Consider the following 21,540-nt stretch of genomic DNA (forward strand, 5'->3'; position numbering starts at 1 on the left):
CAACCGCACTTGAGTGTTTAACTCAATCCGTTAGTTCACAGATGAGTGGCGCGGAAGGAGATATAAAATGAGTCAATCAGTAGACGATATCAAAGCTGGCTACCCGCTGTTTCAGCAGCCAGAATATCAAGACATGATGGCGCGCAAACGTGCCGATCATGAAGAAGGCGTGAGTGACGAGAAGATCAAAGAAGTCTTTGAGTGGACCACCACTGAAGCGTACCAAGAGCTTAACTTTTCACGCAAAACCTTAACTATCGATCCCGCAAAGGCCTGCCAACCACTTGGTTCGGTATTATGTGCCTTGGGTTTCGAAAAAACCCTCCCTTATGTACATGGTTCGCAAGGATGTGTGGCTTATTTCCGCACTTACTTTAACCGTCACTTTAAAGAGCCAGTGGCTTGTGTGTCAGATTCAATGACCGAAGATGCAGCGGTATTTGGCGGCCAAAAAAATATGTACGACGGTCTTCAAAACTCCTTGGCATTGTACAAGCCAGAGGTGATTGCGGTTTCTACTACCTGTATGGCGGAAGTTATTGGTGATGACTTGAATGCCTTCATTGGTAATGCCAAGAAAGAGGGTTACATCCCAGAAGACTTGCCAACCCCATTTGCCCATACACCGAGTTTTGTGGGCAGTCATGTCACCGGTTGGGATGGCATGTTTGAGGGCTTTGCCAAGTATTTCACGGGCAAAAACATGGACGATAAGGTGGTCGCTAGTAATGGCAAAATCAACCTTATTCCCGGCTTTGAAACCTACTTAGGAAACTACCGAGTCATCCATAGCATGCTGCAGCAGATGGATGTTAATTACAGTCTATTGAGTGATCCTTCGGAAGTACTCGATACGCCAGCTGATGGCGAATATCGTATGTACGCAGGCGGTACACCGCTGGCTGAGCTAGAAGATGCACCAAACGCGATTACCACCATTTTGCTGCAACCCGATCAGTTGGTAAAAACCAAGAAGTTTGTGGAAGGCGTTTGGAAGCATGAAGTGCCTACGCTCAATATTCCAATGGGCTTAGATTGGACCGATGAATTCTTAATGAAGATTTCTGAACTCACTGGCAAAGCGATCCCTGAATCACTGGCGACCCAGCGTGGCCGTTTAGTAGACATGATGACAGACTCGCATACTTGGCTACATGGCGTAAGCTTCTCTATCTATGGCGACCCAGATTACTTAATGGGTTTAACTAAATTCCTGATGGAATTGGGCTGTGAAATTAAACACATCTTATGTAATAACGCCGCTAAACGCTGGCGTAAGAAGATGGAAGCCTTGATTGCGCAATCGCCAACTACGGCCAATGCTGAAATTCACGTCGGTAAAGATCTATGGCATTTCCGTTCATTGGTGTTCACTAATAAACCTGACTTTATGATTGGTAACTCATACGCCAAATTCATCCAACGCGATACCAAAGCCAAGGGTGAAGAGTTTGAAGTACCCCTGATTCGACTTGGTTTCCCTATTTTTGATCGCCACCATCTGCATCGTAACACCACTTTAGGCTACGAAGGCGGCATGTATATGCTGACCACGCTGGTCAACGAAGTGTTGGCAAAACTCGATGAAGACACTTCAGAGCTGGGTAAAACAGACTACGGTTTCGATCTGGTTCGTTAAACCTCGTTATCTGTATGAAGCAATGGCCGGTGCACTGCTCCGGCCATCTTAAGGAATCTAAGTATGCCAAATCTTATTATTAGCCGTGAAGCTTCCGGTGCGCTGCAGGCTTATATCGCCAAGAAAGACCTGGAACTGCCCATTCAAAATTTACAGTTTGAGCAAAGCGACCAGTGGGGCGGAGAAATCGAACTCAGTGATGGGAGTAAATATTACATAGAACCCGTTAACCCAGAGCCTACCTTGCCTAAAACCTTTCGTGCCCGTCGAGCCTAATGTTTAGTTTTATCATCAGGAGAAAGTTATGAGCGTTTCAATGAGTGACCAGTTAGCCTTAAGGTTAGCCATGGCGTCGAAAGCGATGCCTGATATCGAATTAAAACAATTTGTCGATATCTTGGTGAAACACTGTGGTGAGCCGCTGACCGAGAAAAAGCTTCGTGCTTTAAGTCCCAAGGCTTTACGCGAAGTACTTCAGTCTTCAAGCGCTCATCTTGAACGCGGTCAAGTGAATCAAGTACATGCCATTTTTAGTTCGACTCAGATCAGTGCTATGCAACCACCAGAAGTGCCCGTGAGTCGCGAACTCTCTGGATCGGTGCTGCAATTAGCCGTGAGCTCGAACAATTTGGAAGATATAGACGGTCATTTTGGATCGTGCTTGCGATTTCTGATTTATCAGGTGAACTCACAGGGCTATCAATTAGTCGATGTGCGCCCAGTGGTGGAAAATAAAACAGGGGACGAACGGACCAGCTATTTGATCGAACTAATTGGTGATTGCCAATTGCTCGCGACCCTATCGATTGGCGGGCCAGCGGCGGCACGAGTTAGTCGTGCCGACATTTTGCCGCTGAAGCAATTAACCCCGCAGCCCAGCCAGATTATTTTAGAGCGTTTGCAAGAGGTGATGCAGGCCCCCCCACGATGGTTACAACGCTTGCTTGAGAAGCAACAAGCAATACCTACAGAGGACTGTTTATGCACACTGTAACAAACAAAGACATGAAACAATGCGGCTGTAAGGGTGAAGCGCACAACCATCAACCCAAACATCAACATGAGTGCCAATGCCAGCAAGAAGGGGGAGAGCATACAGCCGAACATCAATGTGGTTGTACTTCAGATCAAGGCGAAACCCAATTTGAAGCGCTGGATATGGCGATGCTCGGTAATTTAGTTCATCGCCTCGCGGACCCAGCCACTTTTGAGCAAAAGTTGAGTTGTTTTACCAAGCATCATCCTGGCGTTCGGGTGATCGTGTGTAGTGAGGACGACATGGCAGAACGTGAACCGTTTCTGGCCTGCGAACACTTTGACATATTTTTAATGGCTAACGGTATGGGCTGCGCCCGTATTACCGACGGTATTGAACTGGCCATTGGTGTAATTATTGCGATGCACGAAGAGTAGACCTTTGCCGCCACTATCAACCAATAAGCCTCCTCAATTTGCTATGAACCTATCGCAAATTGAGTGAGGCTGCCAATTCTGATCTTGAACCATTGCAGGGTTGTGACGAAGTCTGAATGCGTATTTAGAAGGGCTTAACGGTGTGTTATGCAACATTTCAGTTTTATCTTCGGCGTATAATATCAAAACTAAAAGTATCATCAGCGTAGTAATCGTTGGTATAGCAAAAAACTTCGCCTTGATCGCTATGATATATCTCTTCTAACAATATAAAGCTGGCAATTTCAGACTCAAGGTTTTCGATATCACGTCGGGTTAATACTGTCGATCTGATCTTCGTTTTTGCGTAGGAGATAGTGTTACCTGATTTCTCTAAAAAATCGAATAAAGAACCACATAAATCCTCTGTAGAAGCACCGCTGAGGGCATCCATTTTAAAACTGTGACGGTTAAATACGGCTACTTTACCATCGGCGTATCGAACACGCTCAATTTCTAGGTAGTTCTCACCTACATTGATATTTAATTTATTGGCGATGTGTTGGTCAGCGGATTTTACCTTGGTGTAACGTAAATCTGTGGAGGGCATTGCATCACAGCACTTAATCGCATCCGTCACACTAAATAGTTTACTGATATCGAGATTAAGGGTTGTCAGACCGCTTCGCAAATAAGCGCCTTTCCCTCGGACTCGATAAACAACACCTTCTTGGATCAGTTGAGCTAAGGCTTCTCGCAAGGTTGACCTAGATACATCGAATTGTTCACAAAGTGTTAATTCAGAAGGGATTTTTATATCTCCACTAAGCTTTGAATTCGCCGCTATCGCCAATATTTTAGACTTAATACTACCAGCAGCCACTTTCATTTTTCCCACGTTAGTTCTCCTTATAACAAACTTCATATTACGGGTATTTGTAATTAATGGAAAGGCAATTACAAATTTGAGAATTTGATCACGTTAATACTGAACCATTATACCGCACAATGGCATCGTTGTCAGACAGCGATGGGTTATTAAGTGATAAATAGGCTAATAAATAGCTTTTTAACCGTTAAAATTGATTTGGTGTCAGACATCGCGATTGATGGAACATTAATTTAACGATAAAGGACCCTACAGTGAATAAGTATTTTATTGGTATCGATATCGGTACCACCAATATCAAATCTGTACTATTTAATGAAAATTATAATCAGGTCTTCGCGGCTTCTCGAGCGAACTTTACGGCTCAGCAACAGGAGGGGTGGTCGGAACAAAATATGACTATGGTGTTGGAAAAAACCATAGAGACCTTAGTTGAGTTGGTGCAAAGCAGTGGTGTTTCGGCTAATCAAATAAAAGCAATTGGTATCAGTGGCCAAGGTGAGGGGGCTTGGTTAGTCGACAAAAATGGTGAGCCAGTTAGAGACGCGATTATTTGGAGCGACACTCGAGCGTCCGGTCTCATTGATTCATTGAGTGAAGATTTGGTTCAACAGCTCACCGATGAAACTGGTTCGCCACCCCATCCGGGTAATATGTCGATGGTGATGTTGTGGCTTGCAGAAAATGAACCAGAGTCTTTGAATAATGCTAAGTACTGTCTGTTTGCAAAGGATTGGATAAGGCTCGGTTTAACCGCTAAAGCAAATTTAGAAGTTAGTGATACTGGGACATCTATCATGTCTTTACAGCACAGCAAAGTTTCTAACCTCGTTTTGGAAAAACTGGGATTGACACAATACCGCGGACTACTTCCTAAACTCGGACAAAGTGCTGATGTTGTGGGAACGATTACAGCTAGGGTTGCTGAAGCGACAGGGCTTGACCCTGCTACTCAAGTTGTGATGGGGGGCGTCGACGTATCTTGTGCTGCACTTGGTTTAGGTGCCACCAAGCAAGGTGATGTATTCAGCATTTTGGGCACAACTTGTTGTACCGGTGTTATTTCTGAGCAAGCTCATGTGAAAGGTGAGGGGTTACGCTGTATTCCTGATGTTATTCCCAACTTATATATCGATTTAATCGCTACCTTATCAGGCACGCCGAACCTTGATTGGGCGATTGAAAATATCGCTGCAAGCAAAGACTTTTCCGAAGTTGAAAAACTAATTTCCCAAGTATCAGTTGGCAGTGGGGGGGTTTGGTATCACCCCTATATTGGCGGAGAAAGAGCCCCTTTTATGAATGTTAATGCAAGGGCTTCTTTCTTTGGGATCAGTAAAGGGACAACGACAGCCCACCTATTGAGAGCTGTATTCGAAGGAATTAGTTATACCATCAAAGATGCCTTACAAGGGCACCCTCATGGGGAATATATCTACTTAGCAGGCGGTGGCTCAAATTCAAAAACTTGGTTACAAATCATAGCGGATATGACAGGGCGAACGGTGATTGTTGGAAGTGACTCTGAGCTTTCTGCTAAGGGAGCTGCGATGCTAGCGGGAATAGCAATGGGGGACTTAGTTGATTTAAAAAATGAAGCTTATTTTAATGTCGCATTTAAATTAGAACCAATTCCAAAAAATGTCATGAAGTATGAAAAATTATATCAATTGTATCGAGAATTCCGAGTTTCGGTTAACCGTTTATGGGATTTAAGAACAGAGTTAAGGAAAGATAGTTAATGAAAATTTTATTTACAGCAGAGCATGATGATAATTTGTCTGATCTGAAAAAACTAGGTGAAGTACTTATTGAGGGATGGGCTTTAGGTAAGCCAAAATTGAGTGAAAGCGAACTTATTTCATTGGCGTATGATTGTGATGTTATTATTACTTCTTATGATGACATTACTGCTGAAGTTATAAATTCTTGTAAGCAACTAAAATTAATTGCTTGTACTAGAGCTACTCCGGTAAATATTGATTGTGAAGCGGCTTCAGCCGCTAATATACCGGTAATTTACACACCGGGCCGTAACTCTGATGCAACCGCAGAACTTACCATTGCACATATGTTATGTGTTGCTAGAAATATTCCACAGTCACATATGGCGCTAAAAAATAAACAGTTTACTGATCATGGGCAGCGTGAGACAAGCTGTGTACAAAAAGATGCTATTTGGGATGTGACCAAAGAAAGCCCGTACGAAGTTTTTAAAGGTGTTGAATTACACGGGAAAACCTTAGGCATCATTGGCTATGGTTCGATTGGTCGACGAGTTGGCAAGATAGCGCGTGGTTTTGGGATGGCCCTCAAAATATACGATCCCTTCGTATCTTCGGTTGATGTAAATGAGCCTGCAGTGCAACTAGCGAGCCTTGAAGAACTGTTATCTAACGCCGATTTTATTACTTTGCATTTAAAAGTCACAAAAGAAACAGTTGGTTTTATAAACCAAGAACGAATTTCTTTGATGAAAAAAAGTGCTTTTTTAATTAATACCTCTCGGGCTGCCGTGTTAGATGAAGAAGCTGTTATTACCGCTCTGAGAGAAAATAAAATTCGCGGTGCTGGCTTCGATGTTTATTCTCATGAACCAATTTTTTCCGATCACCCGTATATTAACGAATTTGATAATGTGACAATTACACCACATATTGCGGGTGCAACAATTGAAGTGTTAAGTAATCACACGAAAATGATTGTTGATGAAATAAAAAGATTCGTAAACAACCAACCATTATTATATCGATACAACTAGGAAACGATTATGCTTCTGAAAAATGAACGAGAAGAAATTATTGATACATGCAAGAAACTAGTGACTCATGGTTTAACTTTGGGCACTGGCGGTAATATTTCAGTATTTGATCGACAACAGGGAATCATGGCAATTAGTGCATCGGGCGTTGATTATTTTTCAGCCAAGCCAGAGGACATTGTATTAATGGATGTAGACGGCGCTATTGTTGATTCAAAGAGAAAACCTAGTTCTGAATGGGGAATGCATAAAATATTTTATGAACGCAGAGACGATATTAATGCCGTTGTTCATGCTCACTCCACTTATTCAACGGTATTAGCAACGTTAGGGCAGGGGCTACCCGCATCGAATTATCTTGTTGCATTTTCTGGCCTTGATGTGAGATGTGCCAAATACCAAACCTTTGGTACACCAGAACTTGCCGAAGCGGCATTTGAAGCGATGCAAGATAGGAAAGCGGTATTGTTAGCCAACCACGGTTTATTAACCGGGTCAGGTACTTTAGATGCGGCCTTTAACATTGCCGAAGAAATAGAGCATTGCTGCAAAATTCATTGTATCGCATCGAGCGTAGGCAAACCGATGATTCTTCCCGAAGCTGAGATGGTTCTCATGCAAGAGAAGTTTAAAACCTACGGTCAACCACAAAAATAAAAATAGATGACTTTATACATCCTTAGCATATTTTAAGGATGTATAGCCCTACATAAGGTAAAAACTATGGAATACATTCAAGCTTTTATAGGTTTCTTTAGTAAGTGTGGAGAAACTTTCATGGCAATGGCAGGTGGAATTATTCCCATGCTTATTGCGTTACTTGTTGTTGTGAATACCTTCTTTAGATTCATTGGTCAGGAGCGGATGGATAAAGTTGCTGGCCTGCTAGGTAAAAATCGGATCTTAGCCTATGGCGTATTACCGCCCATCTCTTGGTTATTGATGTCTTTTCCTGGCGCTTTAACCATAGGTAAATTGTTACCAGAGAAAAATAAACTAGGGTATCAGGATGCTTTGGTGACGACTGCCCACCCACTTACATCCTTATTTCCTCATGTTCTTCCTTCTGAATTATTTATTTGGTTGGGGGTCTCGGCAGGGATCTCTCAGCTTGGTTTACCGATAGAAGACTTGGCAATCCGATTTATTGCCGCAGCTATTTGTATTGGTATCGTCAGAGGGTTTACTACTGATGCTATTCACACCTTTATGAAAAACCGTGCGGACAAGAAAAAGCCAATTGACGAAACCATCACACTAGACACAGAAGAGGGCGCATAACATGAATGTTAATAAACTAAAAGGGAATGTGTTTCTAGATATTATTGAAAAGTTAGGAGGCAATATAGGAAAGGTAGTCGGCCATGTATTTGAAGCCGCGCAAGACTCCTTTACCTTGGTGATTAAAACCGTATTACCGTTCATGGCATTTGTGGCCATTTTAATTACTTTTGTGAATGAGACTGGCTTGGGGTCATTAATCGCCCACGCTCTCACTCCCTTAGGCGATAGTTTAATTGGATTAGTCATCTTAGCGGCAATTTGCGGTTTTCCTTTAATTGCTCCGATCCTCAGTCCTGGTGCCGCAGTTGCGCAAGTTGTCGGTGTCACCATTGGCGGTTTGATTGGTAGCGGTGTTATTCCACCTATGTACGCTTTACCGGCGTTATTTGCCATCAATGTTCAGGCTGCATGCGATTCTATCCCCTTAATGCTTTCGATGCAGGACGCGAAACCTGAAACCATAGAGACTGGGGTTCCAGCCTTGCTAATATCTCGACAAATCACTGGCCCTATAGCGGTGGTTATCGGTTACATTTTTGCGATTGGTTTGTATTAATTTAGGAGAATTAAGCTGTGGCAATTTTTTTCAACTTACCTAAACAAAGTCTTTTAGGAAGAGGGGCGCTAAACGACTTAGTTGGCCTGTTAAAAACAAAAAACTTTTCGAAAGCATTATTGGTCACCGATAAGGGACTGGTTGAGTGTGGCTTAGTGAAGCAGGTCACTCAGTTATTTGAAGCGAATCAACTGGACTATGTGGTTTACGATAAGGTGCAGCCGAACCCTTCTATACAACAGGTAATGGCGGGCAAAGATGTTTATTTATCGCATGGCTGTGATTATGTCATTGGTTTGGGTGGCGGTAGCGCCATTGACGCTGCGAAAGCAATTAATGTGGTGGTACATAATCCTGGAAGCATTGCTGACTATGTGGTGGGTGGAAGGCCCATTTCTCAGCCTCTTGCGCCGTTAGTTGCTATTACCACAACGGCTGGCACAGCCTCGGAAGCGACTCTGTTTTCAATTGTGACGGATATCGAGAAAAAACTGAAGTTTATGATCGCTGATCCGATAGTGATGGCTGATATCGCAGTGGTTGACCCCGAACTGATGCTAGGTCTGCCTAAGATGACCACGGCTTGTACCGGTATGGATGCATTAACGCATGCGGTTGAAGCTTATGTCTCAAACAGTGCAAATCCTCTCACCGATGCGAATGCTCTGGCGGCAATTAATATTATATTTGAGTGGTTACCAATCGCAAGTCAGCAAGGCGGTGACATTGAAGCTAGAGAAATGATGGCTTATGGTCAATACCTTGCAGGCCTTGCTTTTAATACCGCGGGTGTAGGGTTGGTTCATTCGATGGCGCATCAAATGGGAGCCACTCATGATTTAGCCCATGGTTTATGTAATGCGATCTTGCTTCCTTATGTGTGCGAATATAACGCCAGTCACTCCGATTCAACTCAATTCAAGCTAGCAAAACTAGCTCACCAGTTGGGTTTTGCTAAAGGCTCGGAATCACTGGAGACTGCCTGCAATATTTTTATTCGTGAAGTGTTGTTTCTATCCGAACAGTGTGGCGTTCCGAGAAATTTTGCCGAGTACCAATTTTCGGAGGCCGATATTCAACAATGGTTAGCGCCAGCCTTGAGTGATCCGTGCACTTCTTTTAACCCAGTTATACCTTCCGCGTCAGATGTTCTTGGTTTGTATAAAAAGGTGATCTAATCGGTCAGTACGAGTAATCCTCTTATCCTATGAGGTGGGGGATTGCTATTTATGCCTGATGTAATTTTGCTGCGTAACAGCTCATTACTTGCTATGACTTTGCTTGATGTTCCTTGGTCAAAACATAAGCCGAATATGACCAAAGCTCAGGGGGTTAACATCGATGATATCAAGCCACCAAATAAAGGTGGCTTGATTATTTTGCCATCGTCGCGCTTAAAGACGTTCTATGGCATAAATCGCTCCGGAATCTTTCATTGGTTGGAGTTGATTGAGGTCTATGTATAAAGGTTCGTCATCATAGTAAGTATCAGCTAATGCCTTGCTTTCATTGATATCTTTACGCGCACCAGCGGCCTTGTTGTAGGCAATTTGGCTCACTTGAAACTGAATTTTGTTTTCTGAAACCTGTTTGATCCGGATCAGCCCGTATTTGTATTTGCTGTCTGCTTGGGGAAATATTTTTGTGAAATTAACAATATATATATCGTTAATCGCGGGTTGCTCGATATAAGCCACTTCTTGAAGGCTATTTTGCTGTAAGGAGTAACTTAGCGTTAAGGCCAAACAGGCAATGATAATCAGCCCGGAAAACATCGGTAGAGTGTTTTTTAGATTATAAACAGTCTTCTTGATTTGCTTCGCTAAGTCGCTTGGTAATTCTTTGCCGATGAGTGTTTTTTTGCAATGAGTACATTCGATACCAACCTTTTTGGAGGTAACAAATGTGGGGATCCAATATAGGTGAAAGTATCGAAGTAAGCCGAAAGTAATAAACTGTTCATTTTCACAACTTGGGCACTGGAGTCCTTCTATGACCTGCCCTGATATGGATTTACCCTTTGAGCCAAAAAATATCATTCCTTTCTCCGTTTTTGCTTCAGTTGTTATTACTTTGTGGTTGCTTATGACGACAAAGTCATCAGCTGATCACGATTTCAGCATTAAATAATAGTTTACTTATTAAACGTCTGTCGTTATTCAAAATCAAGAATAAATATCTAATTTAAAGCGGCATATGAATAGCGAATAACTTGGTGAATTTTGGTTTAACTTAAATCTGTATTTATCGCTACGTTTTTGTGACTGATACCGTACATAGTTTTTACAGCTGCCATGCAAAAGCCAATACGAGTCACTCAGTATGAGAGCGATAAAACATCTGGCTCAAGACGTTTCAACTTTTCGCTTGAAGTCATATTGAACGGTATTGACTTGGTTTACGCTCGTCTTTTGGCAAAATTAATAGGTTTTTCTGTGGCACAAACACCGACCTAAAATCAGTCATGGCGAATAAGATCTATTTATCTGTTTGTAATCATCGGTGAAAATACATTCAGTACGAAGTATTGTGCCGCTTGGGAACACTTTATACAGAAACAAGAATGTGTACATAACGCTATGATAACATTGTATTTTATTCGGTTTTAATTACGCCGTTATCAAACTGAATACTTGAAGTTCGTCACAAAAATGTTTAGAGTACATAATAAATATGAATGATTTAGTTTCATACAAAATCAAGGATGTAATTAATGCGAAGCATACTAGAAGTGAAAAGCTTGTATAAAGTGTTCGGTGAAACACCCGAACTCGCTTTTCCTCTAATAGACAAAGGTCTCGATAAAGATCAAATATTCGAGAAAACAGGACTCACCGTTGGTGTGAAAGATGTTTCACTAAGTATTCAAGAAGGTGAAATTTTCGTCATCATGGGCCTATCGGGTTCAGGAAAGTCCACCCTTGTGCGTCTGCTAAATCGATTGATTGAGCCTACTCGAGGTAGCGTATTACTGAATGGAAGAGATATCGCTAAAATATCCGAAGCAGAATTAAGGGAAGTTCGTCGACAAAACGTTTCTATGGTGTTCCAAAATTTTGCGCTGATGCCACATATGTCAGTGATTGAGAACGCAGCCTTTGGTTTGGAACTGGCAGGTATTGAACTCAATCAACGCAATGCCAGTGCGAAAGCCGCCTTGGATAGGGTTGGCTTAGATGCCTACTGTGACTCATATCCAGATGAACTTTCTGGTGGTATGAAGCAGCGTGTTGGTCTTGCAAGGGCTCTGGCGAACGACCCAGATATTTTGTTGATGGACGAGGCTTTTTCCGCTCTCGACCCGCTGATCCGCACCGAAATGCAAGATGAGTTAATCCGCTTACAAAATGATGATAAACGAACGATTGTATTTATCTCTCATGACCTCGATGAAGCCATGCGTATTGGTGATCGAATTGCTATTATGCAAGATGGGATCGTCGTTCAAGTGGGAACTCCTGATGAGATCTTACAAAAGCCAGCTAACGATTATGTGCGGTCATTTTTCCGTGGGGTAAATACGGCGACTATTTTCACAGCCAAAGATATCGCACTTAAAAATCCTGCGGCAGTATTTAAGAAGCATGATAATGACGGTCCGGCGACCGCAATTCAATTGCTGGTAGATAATGATCGAGAGTTTGGCATCGTCGTTGACCGGGCCAACAAATTCTCGGGTATTGTCTCCTTAGATTCACTAAAGGCTGCCAAGAAAGATAATGCATCTTTAAGCAGCGCTTTACTTCCTGACACCATCACTATTGACCCAGAACTATCCGTTAGCGAGCTGATTGGCCCAGTTGCTCAAGTTCCTTATTCGGTGCCAGTTGTCGACCAACATGGTAAGTATTTTGGCGTGATTACTAAATCACGACTGTTAAAAGTATTAGATAGAGAATAGACATGACAACGGAAACAACGCCTGCGACAGAGATAGTAGACCCTTGGGCGACCGCAACTTCAGCGCCGGTTGCCGATCCTTGGGCAACCGCCACGCCTGTAACATCTGCTGCTGATCCTTGGTCCAGTGGTGCCGCAGACACCGCCAGTGCAGCCAATGATTGGCTAACGACCAATGCTGTACCAGAGTCATTTGATTGGCTTCATCCTTTTAAGGAAGCAGTTATTCCTTTCGATCACTGGGTCGAAACCGCTTTAAACTGGTTAGTCGCCCATGGTCGGCCGTTATTTCAAGCCATTCGGGTCCCAATTGACATTATTCTACAATCTTTTGAAACGACCCTAGTGTCAACACCAGCACCGATAATGCTGTTTATCTTATTTTTGATTTCTTGGCAGTTAGCTGGGCGCAAAATGGGCATTGCATCTTTGCTGTCACTGACCATTATTGGTTTAATTGGCGCATGGTCTGAAGCCATGGTGACCTTGGCATTGGTGCTAACCTCAGTATTTTTCTGCTTATTAATTGGGCTCCCCATGGGGATTTGGCTGGCGCGAAGTCAGCGGGCTGCACGCATTATTCGACCTATGCTAGATGCCATGCAAACAACCCCCGCTTTTGTTTATTTAGTCCCCATTGTGATGTTATTTGGTATTGGTAATGTGCCCGGTGTGGTGGTGACGATTATTTTTGCCTTACCACCAATTGTTCGGCTCACCATTTTAGGGATCCAGCAGGTTCCAGAGGAGCTTATTGAAGCGGGACACGCCTTTGGCGCAAGTTCGAAGCAAATGCTTTATCGGATTCAACTTCCTTTAGCGATGCCCACGATTATGGCCGGAGTCAATCAAACCTTAATGCTGTCTTTATCGATGGTGGTTATTGCGTCGATGATCGCTGTGGGTGGCCTTGGTCAAATGGTACTGCGTGGTATTGGCCGTTTAGATATGGGGATGGCCTCGGTTGGCGGTCTCGGTATCGTTATTTTAGCTATTTTACTCGATCGGCTGACTCAAACCATTGGTGTTGAATCGCGTGATCAGAAATCACGCTGGTATCACAGTGGCCCAGCAGCTTTTATTCACTCTATCTATCGTAAAGTTAAATCCTAATTAGACTTGAAACTCAAGGAGAGAAATATGAATACAACATGGAAAAGCTTGCTTACTGCAACGACCATGCTTACGGCGACACTTTCAACTACGGTCTTAGCCGAAAAACTTCCAGGTGAAGGTATTACGGTTCAACCCGTTCAGTCAACTGTGGCAGAAGAGACATTTCAGACTCTGATTGTAAATAAGGCGATGGAAGCTTTAGGTTACACCGTGAGTCCAACTAAAGAAGTGGACTATAACGTTGCTTATACTTCAATTGCTGAAGGTGATGCAACGTATCTAACCGTTGGCTGGTTTCCATTGCATGCCGATAAATATGCAAAAGCGGGCGCTGATAAAAAATTCTTTCGCTCGGGCGAGTATATTTCTGGTGCCGCTCAAGGTTACTTAATCGACAAAAAGACCGCGACTAAATACGGTATTACCAATATTGCTCAATTAAAAGATCCAAAAATCGCTAAGTTATTTGATGCTAATGGTGATGGCAAAGCTGACTTAACGGGCTGCAACCCTGGTTGGGGATGTGAAGGTGTGATTGAACATCAACTTTCCGCTTTCGGCTTAGAAAATACAGTTACGCATAACCAAGGTAATTACTCAGCGATCATTGCCGATACTATTTCTCGTTATAAAAATGGCGGTTCGATCTTGTATTACACCTGGACCCCTTATTGGGTGAGCGGTGTATTGGTCCCAGGTAAAGATGTCGTTTGGTTGGAAGTCCCGTTCTCGTCGCTCCCTGGCGAACGAACAGATGTTGATACCACTTTACCGAACGGTAAGAATTATGGTTTCCAAATGAACTCAATGAATATTGTTGCGAATAAAAAGTTTGCCGCAGAAAACCCAGCCGCAGAGAAGCTATTTTCTATCATAAAACTGAACATTAACGATGTTAGTGCTCAAAACATGATGATGAGTCAAGGGAAAAACAAAAGTAAGGATATTGAAGCCCACGCAAATGGATGGATTAAAGCCCATCAAAAACAATTTGATGCTTGGATAGCGGAAGCGAAAGCCGCTCTCGTGAAATAAGCAACGCTGGTTTTAGTTATCGGTGAACTCTAAAAGTTCTGAGAATTTGACGCTTAAAAGGGTCACAGGCTCAGAACTTTTTTATTGGAAACTAAACACGCATTGAACAGAAAGGTGACTTGTACCATATCGAGCTAAGTTAATTATTGCTGAGTTTACTATTTTATAATTTCTAGATATGCGTATTCATGAGCGATGCTGAACGCCACTAATACCAGTAGTCCTGACATGGATCGATTAAATATTTTGAAGTAAACCGGATTATTTAGCTTTTTTCCAAGTTGCATGCCGATGATCGAGTAGCTAGTCGGCGCGCCAAAAGCAAGCATCGATAAACCCACAGACCAAAGAATCATACTCATTCCATAAATATCTTCTGCCGGGAACTGAATGGTTGCGATAGGCAGCGTTGCAACTAATCCTTTGGGGTTTAATAGTTGTATAAGAAAACCATCCCAAAATGACAAGGTTTTTTTATCATTGGACGAGGGCTTAATATCCACACTCGTTTTCATGATCTTCCATGCGACATATAAAATGTAGCAGCACCCCAATCAACTGAGGTAAGGTAGTAAGACAGGGTTTACCAAGGTCGCACCAAGCAAGCCAAGGCTAATAAAAAGTAGTAACATCGCGAACGCCACACCAGCAAAGAAGCCGATGTGACCACGAGTGTTTCTATTGATACCGCTATGCATGCCTAGTAGATTGACTGGCCCAGGCGAGTACATAATACTAAAAGCATAGATTAGAATGCTTAACATATTGAAACCTCGAATAAATTTATGCAGAAAGTTGGCGTTGGAAGGTTTTTGGCGTCATTCCATATACACGTTTAAAATGGCGGATCAGATGACTGCTATCGGCAAATCCAGCCATGAAAGCCGCTTCATTTAGTGATTGTCCTGACTCGATAATTTTTCGCGCAACATTGACTCGGCAGCTCAATACGTACTGGTGAGGTGTAATCCCAAATTGCTGACGAAATAGCCGAATAAAGTGAAATTTAGACATGTTGGCGGCCATGGCTATATCGTCAATTGATAAATCTTGCGCGAGGCTGGCCAAAATATAATCCTTTGCCCTAAGCAGCAATTTATCGCTTGGTTTATTATTTGGCTTCTCAATGCTTAAAACCCCAGACATTGATACCAGTGATTGCGCAATTCGAAATAAGCAAGATTCAAACTCGATTTTTGAATAGTGGGCTTGGTCGATGATGGACGAAAATTGGAGGATCTGGTGGCGAAGCATCCGGTTTTCGATCAAGGGTTGCTCAAACCTTGGGATCGAATGTTGTGGGTAACCGAGGGCTCGAAATAAGGGATGAAGTTCCTTTGGATGAATATAAAGCATTACATACTTAAGATCTTGCTCTCCTCCGGAATGTCCGTCATGAACTTGTTCAGGGTTGAACAGCAACACTCCACCCTGAGGACTCTTGTGATAAGCTTTTTGGCAGAAAAAATCTTGGCGGCCCTGTAAAGTCACACCCAAAGAATATTCTTCATGGGCATGTTTAGAATAGGAAAAATCACTCATGGTGGCATTTAGCGCGGTGATATTTTTCCAGCTGCTGCTATTGATGAACTGGAATTGATTCTCTTGCGCCATTGGCTTGCCCTTCTCGATTACTCTCCGTTGATCTTGAATATCAGTATAGGGAGACTTGCGGCGAAAAGATTGAACAAAATTGCGAAACTAAGTGCTGAATATTTACGGCATTAGCTTTGTATTTATACCAATGTCACTCATTATCTGCTCATTCTTGTTGGCCTAAATCAGCGCTGACTGTGTCGTGAATCTTATCATTGAGCCTTTAGTTAACGCATTTTATGCTTGGTTATCGGCAGATTTATTCGGCACCATTAGTTTGCAAGATTGGTTTTGCCTGAAAATAACCAAATGGTGATGGTTCGAATTGCGATAAGTTGAGCTTATAGAATCAGACGAGTGATGATCAGCTTTAAATGTGTGAAGGGGTCATATGGCGGGACATGTTGAATGATAATTCCGTTCTGATTTATGTTTACTCCTTTAAATATTAATATTTATCAGTTGCTTAAGAGAAGGATAAAGAGTCTAATTTATCTTTAATAAAGCGTGTACTGCTTGTTACCCCAATGGAGAAAAACTGAGAATGAGCGATGTCATCAATAGTAATTTGTTTTTAGTAAAAGAGCATGTCGGCTTATTCAAAGCTGCCAATAACTTCGATATTTATGACCCTTCTACCGGGGACGTAATCATGCAGTGTAGAGAACCTTCTTTAGGTTTTTTTACCAAGATGCTGCGGTTTACTGACTATAAACGAATGACACCGTTCGACATTCAAATAACCACACCTGATGGGCAGCGCATCGTTCGCCTTCAGCGGGGGATTTCACTGTTTTTATCAAAAGTTACCGTGAGTGATCAAAATAACCAAACGATTGGTGGTTTTGCGCAGAAGTTTTTTTCAATTGGTGGGAAGTTTGATGTGCTTGATAAGCATGATCAAATGATCTGTCAACTGGAAGGAAAATGGACGGGGTGGGATTTCTACTTTAAAAAAGATGGGAAAGAGTTTGCTCACGTCTCTAAGAAATGGGCCGGATTAGGTAAAGAACTATTTACCAGTGCGGATAACTATATTCTTGAAATATCAAATGATGTACCAGAGAACGATGATGTTCGAAAACTCATTTTAGCCGCGGTGATGTGTATTGATATGGTTTTGAAGGAGTAGACGACCGTCCATCAACTGATAGAAGGGCGATGATTGCCTGCGCACTAGCGCTATGTTTCTTCCGGGACTTGGTGCGCTGATCGTTATTTTTTTGAGATAGGTTTTCACAATAAATGGTTAGCGGTAGGGTGAGAGCGTGAGTGTTCGTATTGCAGGTGATCTTAATATAATGGTTTGGATCTGAACTGAACTAATACGGCGTCTGGCGCTCTATGCCTTATGACAACATTGCTAGGTTATAAATATAAAACTGTCAGCAAAATTTTTGATAATAATGCGATTATTGCTAGTAGTTTGATATGAGGAAAGGAAGATCGATATGAGTAAATTTAGCTTTTTTCGTTGTATATGGTTTTTTCTTTTGTGTACTCAATCATACCTTTATATTTAGCAGGAGGGGCTTTTATATTTCTAACTTTTATGTTTAGGTCATATATGCTCTTTGATTTTAAAACCTTTTATCATTTTTATCAAAAAGAAACGAGTATATATGCGTTTGTAAATGTTGTATTTAGTTCATTTTCATTTTTTTCATTATCATTTTTTATTATCTTTTCTCTTTCATATTGGTTTTTGTATGTGGTTAGTCCAGGGGATGTTGTACATGTCATAAAAAACCACAGAACGAGTGTGGCTTTAATCAGAATATAGGTGATTTAGAGGTCGGCATTCCATGTAGACGTATAAAAGATGCAAGATATATTGAAATTAAAAAATTTACCGGTGGGTATCTTTTAAAGATTATTTAGGCTGCAGTGGTCAAAGGATTTAAATTCAAATAAAAAGGTAGCTTGAATAGCTACCTTTTTAAATCAGACTTTGTTTTAGCTAAGGGGTAATTAAACAACCATCGCTACTGTCTGAATTGGTATAAACAATATCACCCACCGGATTGTAGTCTGAGGCGACAATACTGCCCTGTTTTTTGAAGAAATCGTATAACACATCGGCGTCAACATAACCGGTTTGCTGTGGTTCTATCACTGGGTAACCATCACCGCCAGCGGCGCTGAAACTCGGCACGGTTAAGGTGTAGTTATTGCTTGCACTGAATGTTTTACCGTTAATCTCATTAATGTTTACGGTTTGAGCCGTGCAATCAACACTCATTTTAACGCCTGTGATTTGAGCATAACCACCAGAGCCGATTTGGATGCTAGCGACTGGGCCTAAGTAGTCAGTGATTTGTTGACCGGTCATGGTACTGAGCGTTACGGTATTACCGAAGGGTTGCACGGTAAGCACGTCGCGATAACTTATTTCACCTGCCGCAATGGAGGCTCGAACACCACCAGAATTCATTACGCCAATATCTGCGACAACTTTACTACGTTGAGCTTCGGCAACTAGGCGGCCTAAGTTAGTTTGTTTATAACGCACGTTGCTGCGTTCGCCATCGAGTAAGCCATCACTTGTGGCTATCACTTCCCCAAGTTTTTCTTGTCCTTGCTCTTGGTAGTAAGACAGAAGTTGCTCTAAGGCCGCATCGGGCTCGATTTTTTCTCCAGCAAGTACTTCGGCTCCGGTTTCATTACCTTGTGCATCAGTTTCTTTTTTCAATAGGTTCACTGGGATTAATTTGTAGCTAGATAAATGCAGTTCATGATTAAAGTATTCAAAGTCGGCGCGACCGACGTACTTGCCCCATTCATAGGCTTGCATGATGTAGGTGCCGTTTTGTTTATCGGGCACACAGTCGTCTCCGGGCTTGAAGTCGGCGTAAGCACTGCCTTCCATACACACCGGATTTTGTGAGTGACCACCAATAATGGCTTGTAACGCACCGGTTTCTAGATAGTTAGCAAGCGTTACATCTCCCGGGGCGTTGCTGCCGTGAAGGCTTCTTGCGTAGTGGCCCATATGAGTTGATGCCAAAATGACATCAGCGGTTTTTGCCGCTTGAATTTCTTTAATGACCTTGGCAGCTTCTACTTTAGGATCGGTAAATGTGAGTTCTGAAATAAACTCAGGATTGCCAATTTTTACTGTGTCTTCAGTGGTTAATCCAATCACTGCGACTTTAAGACCGTTTACATCGAAAATCTTGTAGGGGTCAAAATAACGAGTCCCATCGGCTTTATAGATGTTAGCGGCGAGCATTGGAAAGTTGGCGATGGAGCGTTGTGAATCGAGGATCTCCAAAGGATTATCGAACTCGTGGTTACCGACTGCCATCGCGTCATAGCCAATTTGATTCATCCCGATGAAATCAGGTACAGCATCTTGTAAATCTGATTCGGGGACGCCAGTGTTAATGTCTCCTCCAGATAGCAACAGTGTCTCTCCGCCATTTGCTTCTACTTCGGCACGGATCTGATCCACCAAGGTTTTACGTGCTGCCATTCCGTATTCATTTTTACTGTTTTTCCAAAAACGGCCGTGATGGTCATTGGTATGCAAAATGGTAAATCGGGTACAAGCATCGCCTGCTTCAGCGCAGCTGTTTGCCTTTGCGATAGCGGCGTCATTATCACTATTATTACATCCTGCTAGTGAAGCTAAAATTGCGCTAGCCACTAGTCCTTTAGTTAATGCGTTTGACATCAAGTTGGATCCTTACTCTATTGTTGTTTGTTAGGTGTGCTTGTATTTTTAGACAAAAGCTCACGACCGCTGCAGTTACGAACGGTTTTAAACACCTTAATCCACTTAGTTTACAAATACATGTCAGTCCATAACTTTATACTGGCCTTGGTTTCTGCCGCAAAACTGATGCGGGGCTTTTTGCTGGTGTTCAGGGTGCTTTTTTATCTCTCGAAGCATGTGTTTTGATGGCTTAAACCGTGCTTTCAATGATGTTATTAGAGTGATTGTGATTTTTGTAAAATATTTGTCAAATGAAGGGGATGACTTTCTCTCTAGGCTCATTTAGGCTTGCCTGAATAATAAAGGGCGCTTTTCCTCGGCTGTCGGCGTATATGCAACTTCGCTTTTGCCTGAATTGGCGTCATAATCCCGACGATGCGCTATTGTCATTGTTTAATTGAAGGCGAATAAATGGAACAAGCTAAAGTAGATAAGAGCTTAATCGGTGTGGGCTCTGCAACCCTAAGTGTATGGGCTGGTGAGCAATCGGGTCACCCCTATGGCGCGACGCAAACGCCCATCGTGGCCAGTGCGGCGCATGCCTATTCTGATATTGATCAATGGTATGAGGTGGCACTAGGTCAACAACCGGGTTTTATCTACAGTCGTATGAGTAATCCAACGGTTGCGGTTTTGGAAGCGAAGCTTAGTGTTTTAGAGCAGGCTGAAGCGGCGGTGGCATTTAGCAGTGGCATGGGGGTGATCAGCAGTGTGCTGTATACGTTTTTGAGTCATGGAAAGCGGGTTGTATCGACTAAAGACAGTTATGGCGGGACTAATAAAATTTTTGAAGAATTTTTGCCGCGTATGGGCGTTGATGTGTGCCTGTGTGACACTTTGGATCATCAGCAAATTGAAGCTCAGATTGCTCAAGGTTGTGATCTCTTGTATTTAGAAACACCCACCAATCCAAGTTTAAAAATATTGGATATTAAACGTTTAGTTGCCGCAGCTAAAAAAGTTGGTGCCTTAGTGGTGGCCGATAATACCTTCGCGACGCCCATCAACCAAAATCCGCTCTCTCTGGGGGTTGATGTGGTGGTACATAGTGCGACCAAATATTTGAGTGGTCATGGTGATGTGATGGGCGGAATTGCCTGTGGTTCTAAGGTCTTGATGGAGCAAGTGCGACATTATCGTGAGATTAATGGTGCTGCGCTCGATCCCTTTGCTGCGTATTTGATTATTCGTGGGATCAAAACACTAGCCTTACGTTTTCGCCAGCAACAGGCGAGTGCTAAAGCCATGGCAGATTTTTTGCTGACACAAGCCTTGGTTGAATCGGTCAATTATCCTGGTCTTGAGCAACATCCAAACCACCTAATCGCCAAGCAACAGATGCGGGGTTTTGGGGCAATAGTGAGTTTTGTGCTGAAAGGTGGAATGGATGCCGTGAAGCTACTATTACCAAAGTTGAAGTATGCCCACTGCGCTGGAAATTTGGGCGCTGTAGAGACAATTTATGGGCCGGCACGTACCACAAGTCATGTAGAAAATACTTTAGAGGAGCGTCAAGCGCTGGGTATTTCTGAAGGATTAGTCCGCATTTCTGTCGGGATTGAAGATACCGACGATCTGCTGGCTGATCTAAAACAAGCACTGGCTGCGACAGCAACCGAATTAGAAAATAAATAATTTATCAATGCAAACAACA

Annotated in this window: 21 protein-coding genes; 15 read left to right on the forward strand and 6 right to left on the reverse strand. The window is 42.6% G+C overall.

The features are described from left to right. Nucleotides 1-67 precede the first annotated feature (67 nt). The 4 genes from nifK to ACRRSX_RS10300 all read left to right on the forward strand — a co-directional run bounded on the left by nifK (nt 68) and on the right by ACRRSX_RS10300 (nt 3,052). The gene (gene nifK, locus ACRRSX_RS10285) at nt 68-1,639 is read left to right on the forward strand and encodes a nitrogenase molybdenum-iron protein subunit beta (RefSeq protein ID WP_432453302.1); all 1,572 of its coding nucleotides are present in this window, start codon (nt 68-70) and stop codon (nt 1,637-1,639) included. A gap of 63 nt (nt 1,640-1,702) precedes the next feature. Continuing rightward, nucleotides 1,703-1,915 carry a putative nitrogen fixation protein NifT gene (nifT, locus tag ACRRSX_RS10290; protein WP_432453301.1) on the forward strand — a complete coding sequence of 71 codons (213 nt, stop codon included), beginning with the start codon at nt 1,703-1,705 and terminating at the stop codon, nt 1,913-1,915. Nucleotides 1,916-1,943: 28 nt separating this feature from the next. Continuing rightward, nucleotides 1,944-2,633, forward strand: a complete 690-nt coding sequence (locus tag ACRRSX_RS10295) for a NifB/NifX family molybdenum-iron cluster-binding protein (RefSeq protein WP_432453300.1) — start codon at nt 1,944-1,946, stop codon at nt 2,631-2,633. After that, on the forward strand, nt 2,621-3,052 hold the full coding sequence (locus ACRRSX_RS10300; RefSeq protein ID WP_432453299.1) for a hypothetical protein: 432 nt from the start codon (nt 2,621-2,623) through the stop codon (nt 3,050-3,052). The genes ACRRSX_RS10295 and ACRRSX_RS10300 overlap by 13 nt, the downstream gene beginning before the upstream one ends. A gap of 163 nt (nt 3,053-3,215) precedes the next feature. Here the strand turns inward: ACRRSX_RS10300 and ACRRSX_RS10305 are convergent, their stop codons facing one another. Next, nucleotides 3,216-3,920, reverse strand: coding sequence for a GntR family transcriptional regulator (locus ACRRSX_RS10305; protein WP_432456185.1), 705 nt, complete (start codon nt 3,918-3,920; stop codon nt 3,216-3,218). Nucleotides 3,921-4,174: 254 nt separating this feature from the next. Between ACRRSX_RS10305 and ACRRSX_RS10310 the strand changes: the two genes are divergently transcribed. From ACRRSX_RS10310 to ACRRSX_RS10335, 6 genes are all read left to right on the forward strand, one after another. After that, nucleotides 4,175-5,662, forward strand: a complete 1,488-nt coding sequence (locus ACRRSX_RS10310; protein WP_432453298.1) for an FGGY-family carbohydrate kinase — start codon at nt 4,175-4,177, stop codon at nt 5,660-5,662. After that, entirely contained in the window at nt 5,662-6,681 is a 1,020-nt protein-coding gene (locus ACRRSX_RS10315) for a 2-hydroxyacid dehydrogenase (RefSeq protein WP_432453297.1), read from the forward strand. The genes ACRRSX_RS10310 and ACRRSX_RS10315 overlap by 1 nt, the downstream gene beginning before the upstream one ends. Before the next feature lie 9 nt (nt 6,682-6,690). Continuing rightward, a complete protein-coding gene (locus ACRRSX_RS10320; protein ID WP_432453296.1) occupies nt 6,691-7,338 on the forward strand; it encodes an L-fuculose-phosphate aldolase in 648 nt (215 codons plus the stop codon). A 66-nt stretch (nt 7,339-7,404) separates the two neighbouring features. Further along, nucleotides 7,405-7,962: a PTS glucitol/sorbitol transporter subunit IIC gene (gene srlA / locus ACRRSX_RS10325; RefSeq protein ID WP_432453295.1), complete on the forward strand. Its 558-nt coding sequence runs from the start codon at nt 7,405-7,407 to the stop codon at nt 7,960-7,962. 1 nt (nt 7,963) lies between these two features. Beyond that, a complete protein-coding gene (locus ACRRSX_RS10330; protein ID WP_432453294.1) occupies nt 7,964-8,521 on the forward strand; it encodes a hypothetical protein in 558 nt (185 codons plus the stop codon). Between the two features lie 17 nt (nt 8,522-8,538). Beyond that, on the forward strand, nt 8,539-9,699 hold the full coding sequence (locus ACRRSX_RS10335; RefSeq protein WP_432453293.1) for an iron-containing alcohol dehydrogenase: 1,161 nt from the start codon (nt 8,539-8,541) through the stop codon (nt 9,697-9,699). A gap of 216 nt (nt 9,700-9,915) precedes the next feature. Here the strand turns inward: ACRRSX_RS10335 and ACRRSX_RS10340 are convergent, their stop codons facing one another. Further along, complete coding sequence (locus ACRRSX_RS10340) at nt 9,916-10,560, reverse strand: hypothetical protein (protein WP_432453292.1); 645 nt, start codon at nt 10,558-10,560, stop codon at nt 9,916-9,918. Nucleotides 10,561-11,234: 674 nt separating this feature from the next. Between ACRRSX_RS10340 and proV the strand changes: the two genes are divergently transcribed. Genes proV through proX form a run of 3 tightly spaced genes read left to right on the forward strand, consistent with a single transcriptional unit; the run spans nt 11,235 to nt 14,572 of the window. Next, nucleotides 11,235-12,422 carry a glycine betaine/L-proline ABC transporter ATP-binding protein ProV gene (gene proV / locus ACRRSX_RS10345; RefSeq protein WP_432453291.1) on the forward strand — a complete coding sequence of 396 codons (1,188 nt, stop codon included), beginning with the start codon at nt 11,235-11,237 and terminating at the stop codon, nt 12,420-12,422. 2 nt (nt 12,423-12,424) lie between these two features. After that, entirely contained in the window at nt 12,425-13,534 is a 1,110-nt protein-coding gene (gene proW, locus ACRRSX_RS10350; RefSeq protein ID WP_432453290.1) for a glycine betaine/L-proline ABC transporter permease ProW, read from the forward strand. 27 nt (nt 13,535-13,561) lie between these two features. Further along, a complete protein-coding gene (gene proX / locus ACRRSX_RS10355) occupies nt 13,562-14,572 on the forward strand; it encodes a glycine betaine/L-proline ABC transporter substrate-binding protein ProX (protein WP_432453289.1) in 1,011 nt (336 codons plus the stop codon). 158 nt (nt 14,573-14,730) lie between these two features. On the opposite strand, the gene ACRRSX_RS10360 is transcribed toward proX, so the two are convergent. The 3 genes from ACRRSX_RS10360 to ACRRSX_RS10370 are packed head-to-tail and all read right to left on the reverse strand — an operon-like array spanning nt 14,731 to nt 16,186. Next, nucleotides 14,731-15,087 (reverse strand): LysE family translocator, encoded by a 357-nt coding sequence (locus ACRRSX_RS10360; protein ID WP_432453288.1) that lies wholly within the window; start codon nt 15,085-15,087, stop codon nt 14,731-14,733. Between the two features lie 39 nt (nt 15,088-15,126). After that, nucleotides 15,127-15,336, reverse strand: coding sequence for a hypothetical protein (locus tag ACRRSX_RS10365; RefSeq protein ID WP_432453287.1), 210 nt, complete (start codon nt 15,334-15,336; stop codon nt 15,127-15,129). Between the two features lie 19 nt (nt 15,337-15,355). Further along, on the reverse strand, nt 15,356-16,186 hold the full coding sequence (locus ACRRSX_RS10370; protein WP_432453286.1) for an AraC family transcriptional regulator: 831 nt from the start codon (nt 16,184-16,186) through the stop codon (nt 15,356-15,358). A 526-nt stretch (nt 16,187-16,712) separates the two neighbouring features. On the opposite strand from ACRRSX_RS10370, the gene ACRRSX_RS10375 reads away from it, so the two are divergent. Then, nucleotides 16,713-17,300: a phospholipid scramblase-related protein gene (locus ACRRSX_RS10375; protein WP_432453285.1), complete on the forward strand. Its 588-nt coding sequence runs from the start codon at nt 16,713-16,715 to the stop codon at nt 17,298-17,300. An 828-nt stretch (nt 17,301-18,128) separates the two neighbouring features. On the opposite strand, the gene ushA is transcribed toward ACRRSX_RS10375, so the two are convergent. Next, nucleotides 18,129-19,844 carry a bifunctional UDP-sugar hydrolase/5'-nucleotidase UshA gene (gene ushA / locus ACRRSX_RS10380; protein WP_432453284.1) on the reverse strand — a complete coding sequence of 572 codons (1,716 nt, stop codon included), beginning with the start codon at nt 19,842-19,844 and terminating at the stop codon, nt 18,129-18,131. A gap of 453 nt (nt 19,845-20,297) precedes the next feature. Here ushA and ACRRSX_RS10385 point away from each other — a divergent pair, with 453 nt between their 5' ends. Further along, nucleotides 20,298-21,521: a cystathionine gamma-synthase family protein gene (locus tag ACRRSX_RS10385; protein ID WP_432453283.1), complete on the forward strand. Its 1,224-nt coding sequence runs from the start codon at nt 20,298-20,300 to the stop codon at nt 21,519-21,521. Nucleotides 21,522-21,540: the final 19 nt, after the last annotated feature.

This window comes from Agarivorans sp. QJM3NY_30, assembly GCF_050870855.2.
GTDB lineage: Bacteria > Pseudomonadota > Gammaproteobacteria > Enterobacterales > Celerinatantimonadaceae > Agarivorans.

Bases quoted from the DNA above. Each gene is read 5' to 3' on its own strand.
- nifK (WP_432453302.1), top strand. From the start codon at position 68: ATGAGTCAATCAGTAGACGATATCAAAGCTGGCTACCCGCTGTTTCAG.
- nifT (WP_432453301.1), top strand. From the start codon at position 1,703: ATGCCAAATCTTATTATTAGCCGTGAAGCTTCCGGTGCGCTGCAGGCT.
- ACRRSX_RS10295 (WP_432453300.1), top strand. From the start codon at position 1,944: ATGAGCGTTTCAATGAGTGACCAGTTAGCCTTAAGGTTAGCCATGGCG.
- ACRRSX_RS10300 (WP_432453299.1), top strand. From the start codon at position 2,621: ATGCACACTGTAACAAACAAAGACATGAAACAATGCGGCTGTAAGGGT.
- ACRRSX_RS10305 (WP_432456185.1), bottom strand. From the start codon at position 3,920: ATGAAAGTGGCTGCTGGTAGTATTAAGTCTAAAATATTGGCGATAGCG.
- ACRRSX_RS10315 (WP_432453297.1), top strand. From the start codon at position 5,662: ATGAAAATTTTATTTACAGCAGAGCATGATGATAATTTGTCTGATCTG.
- ACRRSX_RS10320 (WP_432453296.1), top strand. From the start codon at position 6,691: ATGCTTCTGAAAAATGAACGAGAAGAAATTATTGATACATGCAAGAAA.
- srlA (WP_432453295.1), top strand. From the start codon at position 7,405: ATGGAATACATTCAAGCTTTTATAGGTTTCTTTAGTAAGTGTGGAGAA.
- ACRRSX_RS10330 (WP_432453294.1), top strand. From the start codon at position 7,964: ATGAATGTTAATAAACTAAAAGGGAATGTGTTTCTAGATATTATTGAA.
- ACRRSX_RS10340 (WP_432453292.1), bottom strand. From the start codon at position 10,560: ATGATATTTTTTGGCTCAAAGGGTAAATCCATATCAGGGCAGGTCATA.
- proV (WP_432453291.1), top strand. From the start codon at position 11,235: ATGCGAAGCATACTAGAAGTGAAAAGCTTGTATAAAGTGTTCGGTGAA.
- proW (WP_432453290.1), top strand. From the start codon at position 12,425: ATGACAACGGAAACAACGCCTGCGACAGAGATAGTAGACCCTTGGGCG.
- proX (WP_432453289.1), top strand. From the start codon at position 13,562: ATGAATACAACATGGAAAAGCTTGCTTACTGCAACGACCATGCTTACG.
- ACRRSX_RS10360 (WP_432453288.1), bottom strand. From the start codon at position 15,087: ATGAAAACGAGTGTGGATATTAAGCCCTCGTCCAATGATAAAAAAACC.
- ACRRSX_RS10365 (WP_432453287.1), bottom strand. From the start codon at position 15,336: ATGTTAAGCATTCTAATCTATGCTTTTAGTATTATGTACTCGCCTGGG.
- ACRRSX_RS10370 (WP_432453286.1), bottom strand. From the start codon at position 16,186: ATGGCGCAAGAGAATCAATTCCAGTTCATCAATAGCAGCAGCTGGAAA.
- ACRRSX_RS10375 (WP_432453285.1), top strand. From the start codon at position 16,713: ATGAGCGATGTCATCAATAGTAATTTGTTTTTAGTAAAAGAGCATGTC.
- ushA (WP_432453284.1), bottom strand. From the start codon at position 19,844: ATGTCAAACGCATTAACTAAAGGACTAGTGGCTAGCGCAATTTTAGCT.
- ACRRSX_RS10385 (WP_432453283.1), top strand. From the start codon at position 20,298: ATGGAACAAGCTAAAGTAGATAAGAGCTTAATCGGTGTGGGCTCTGCA.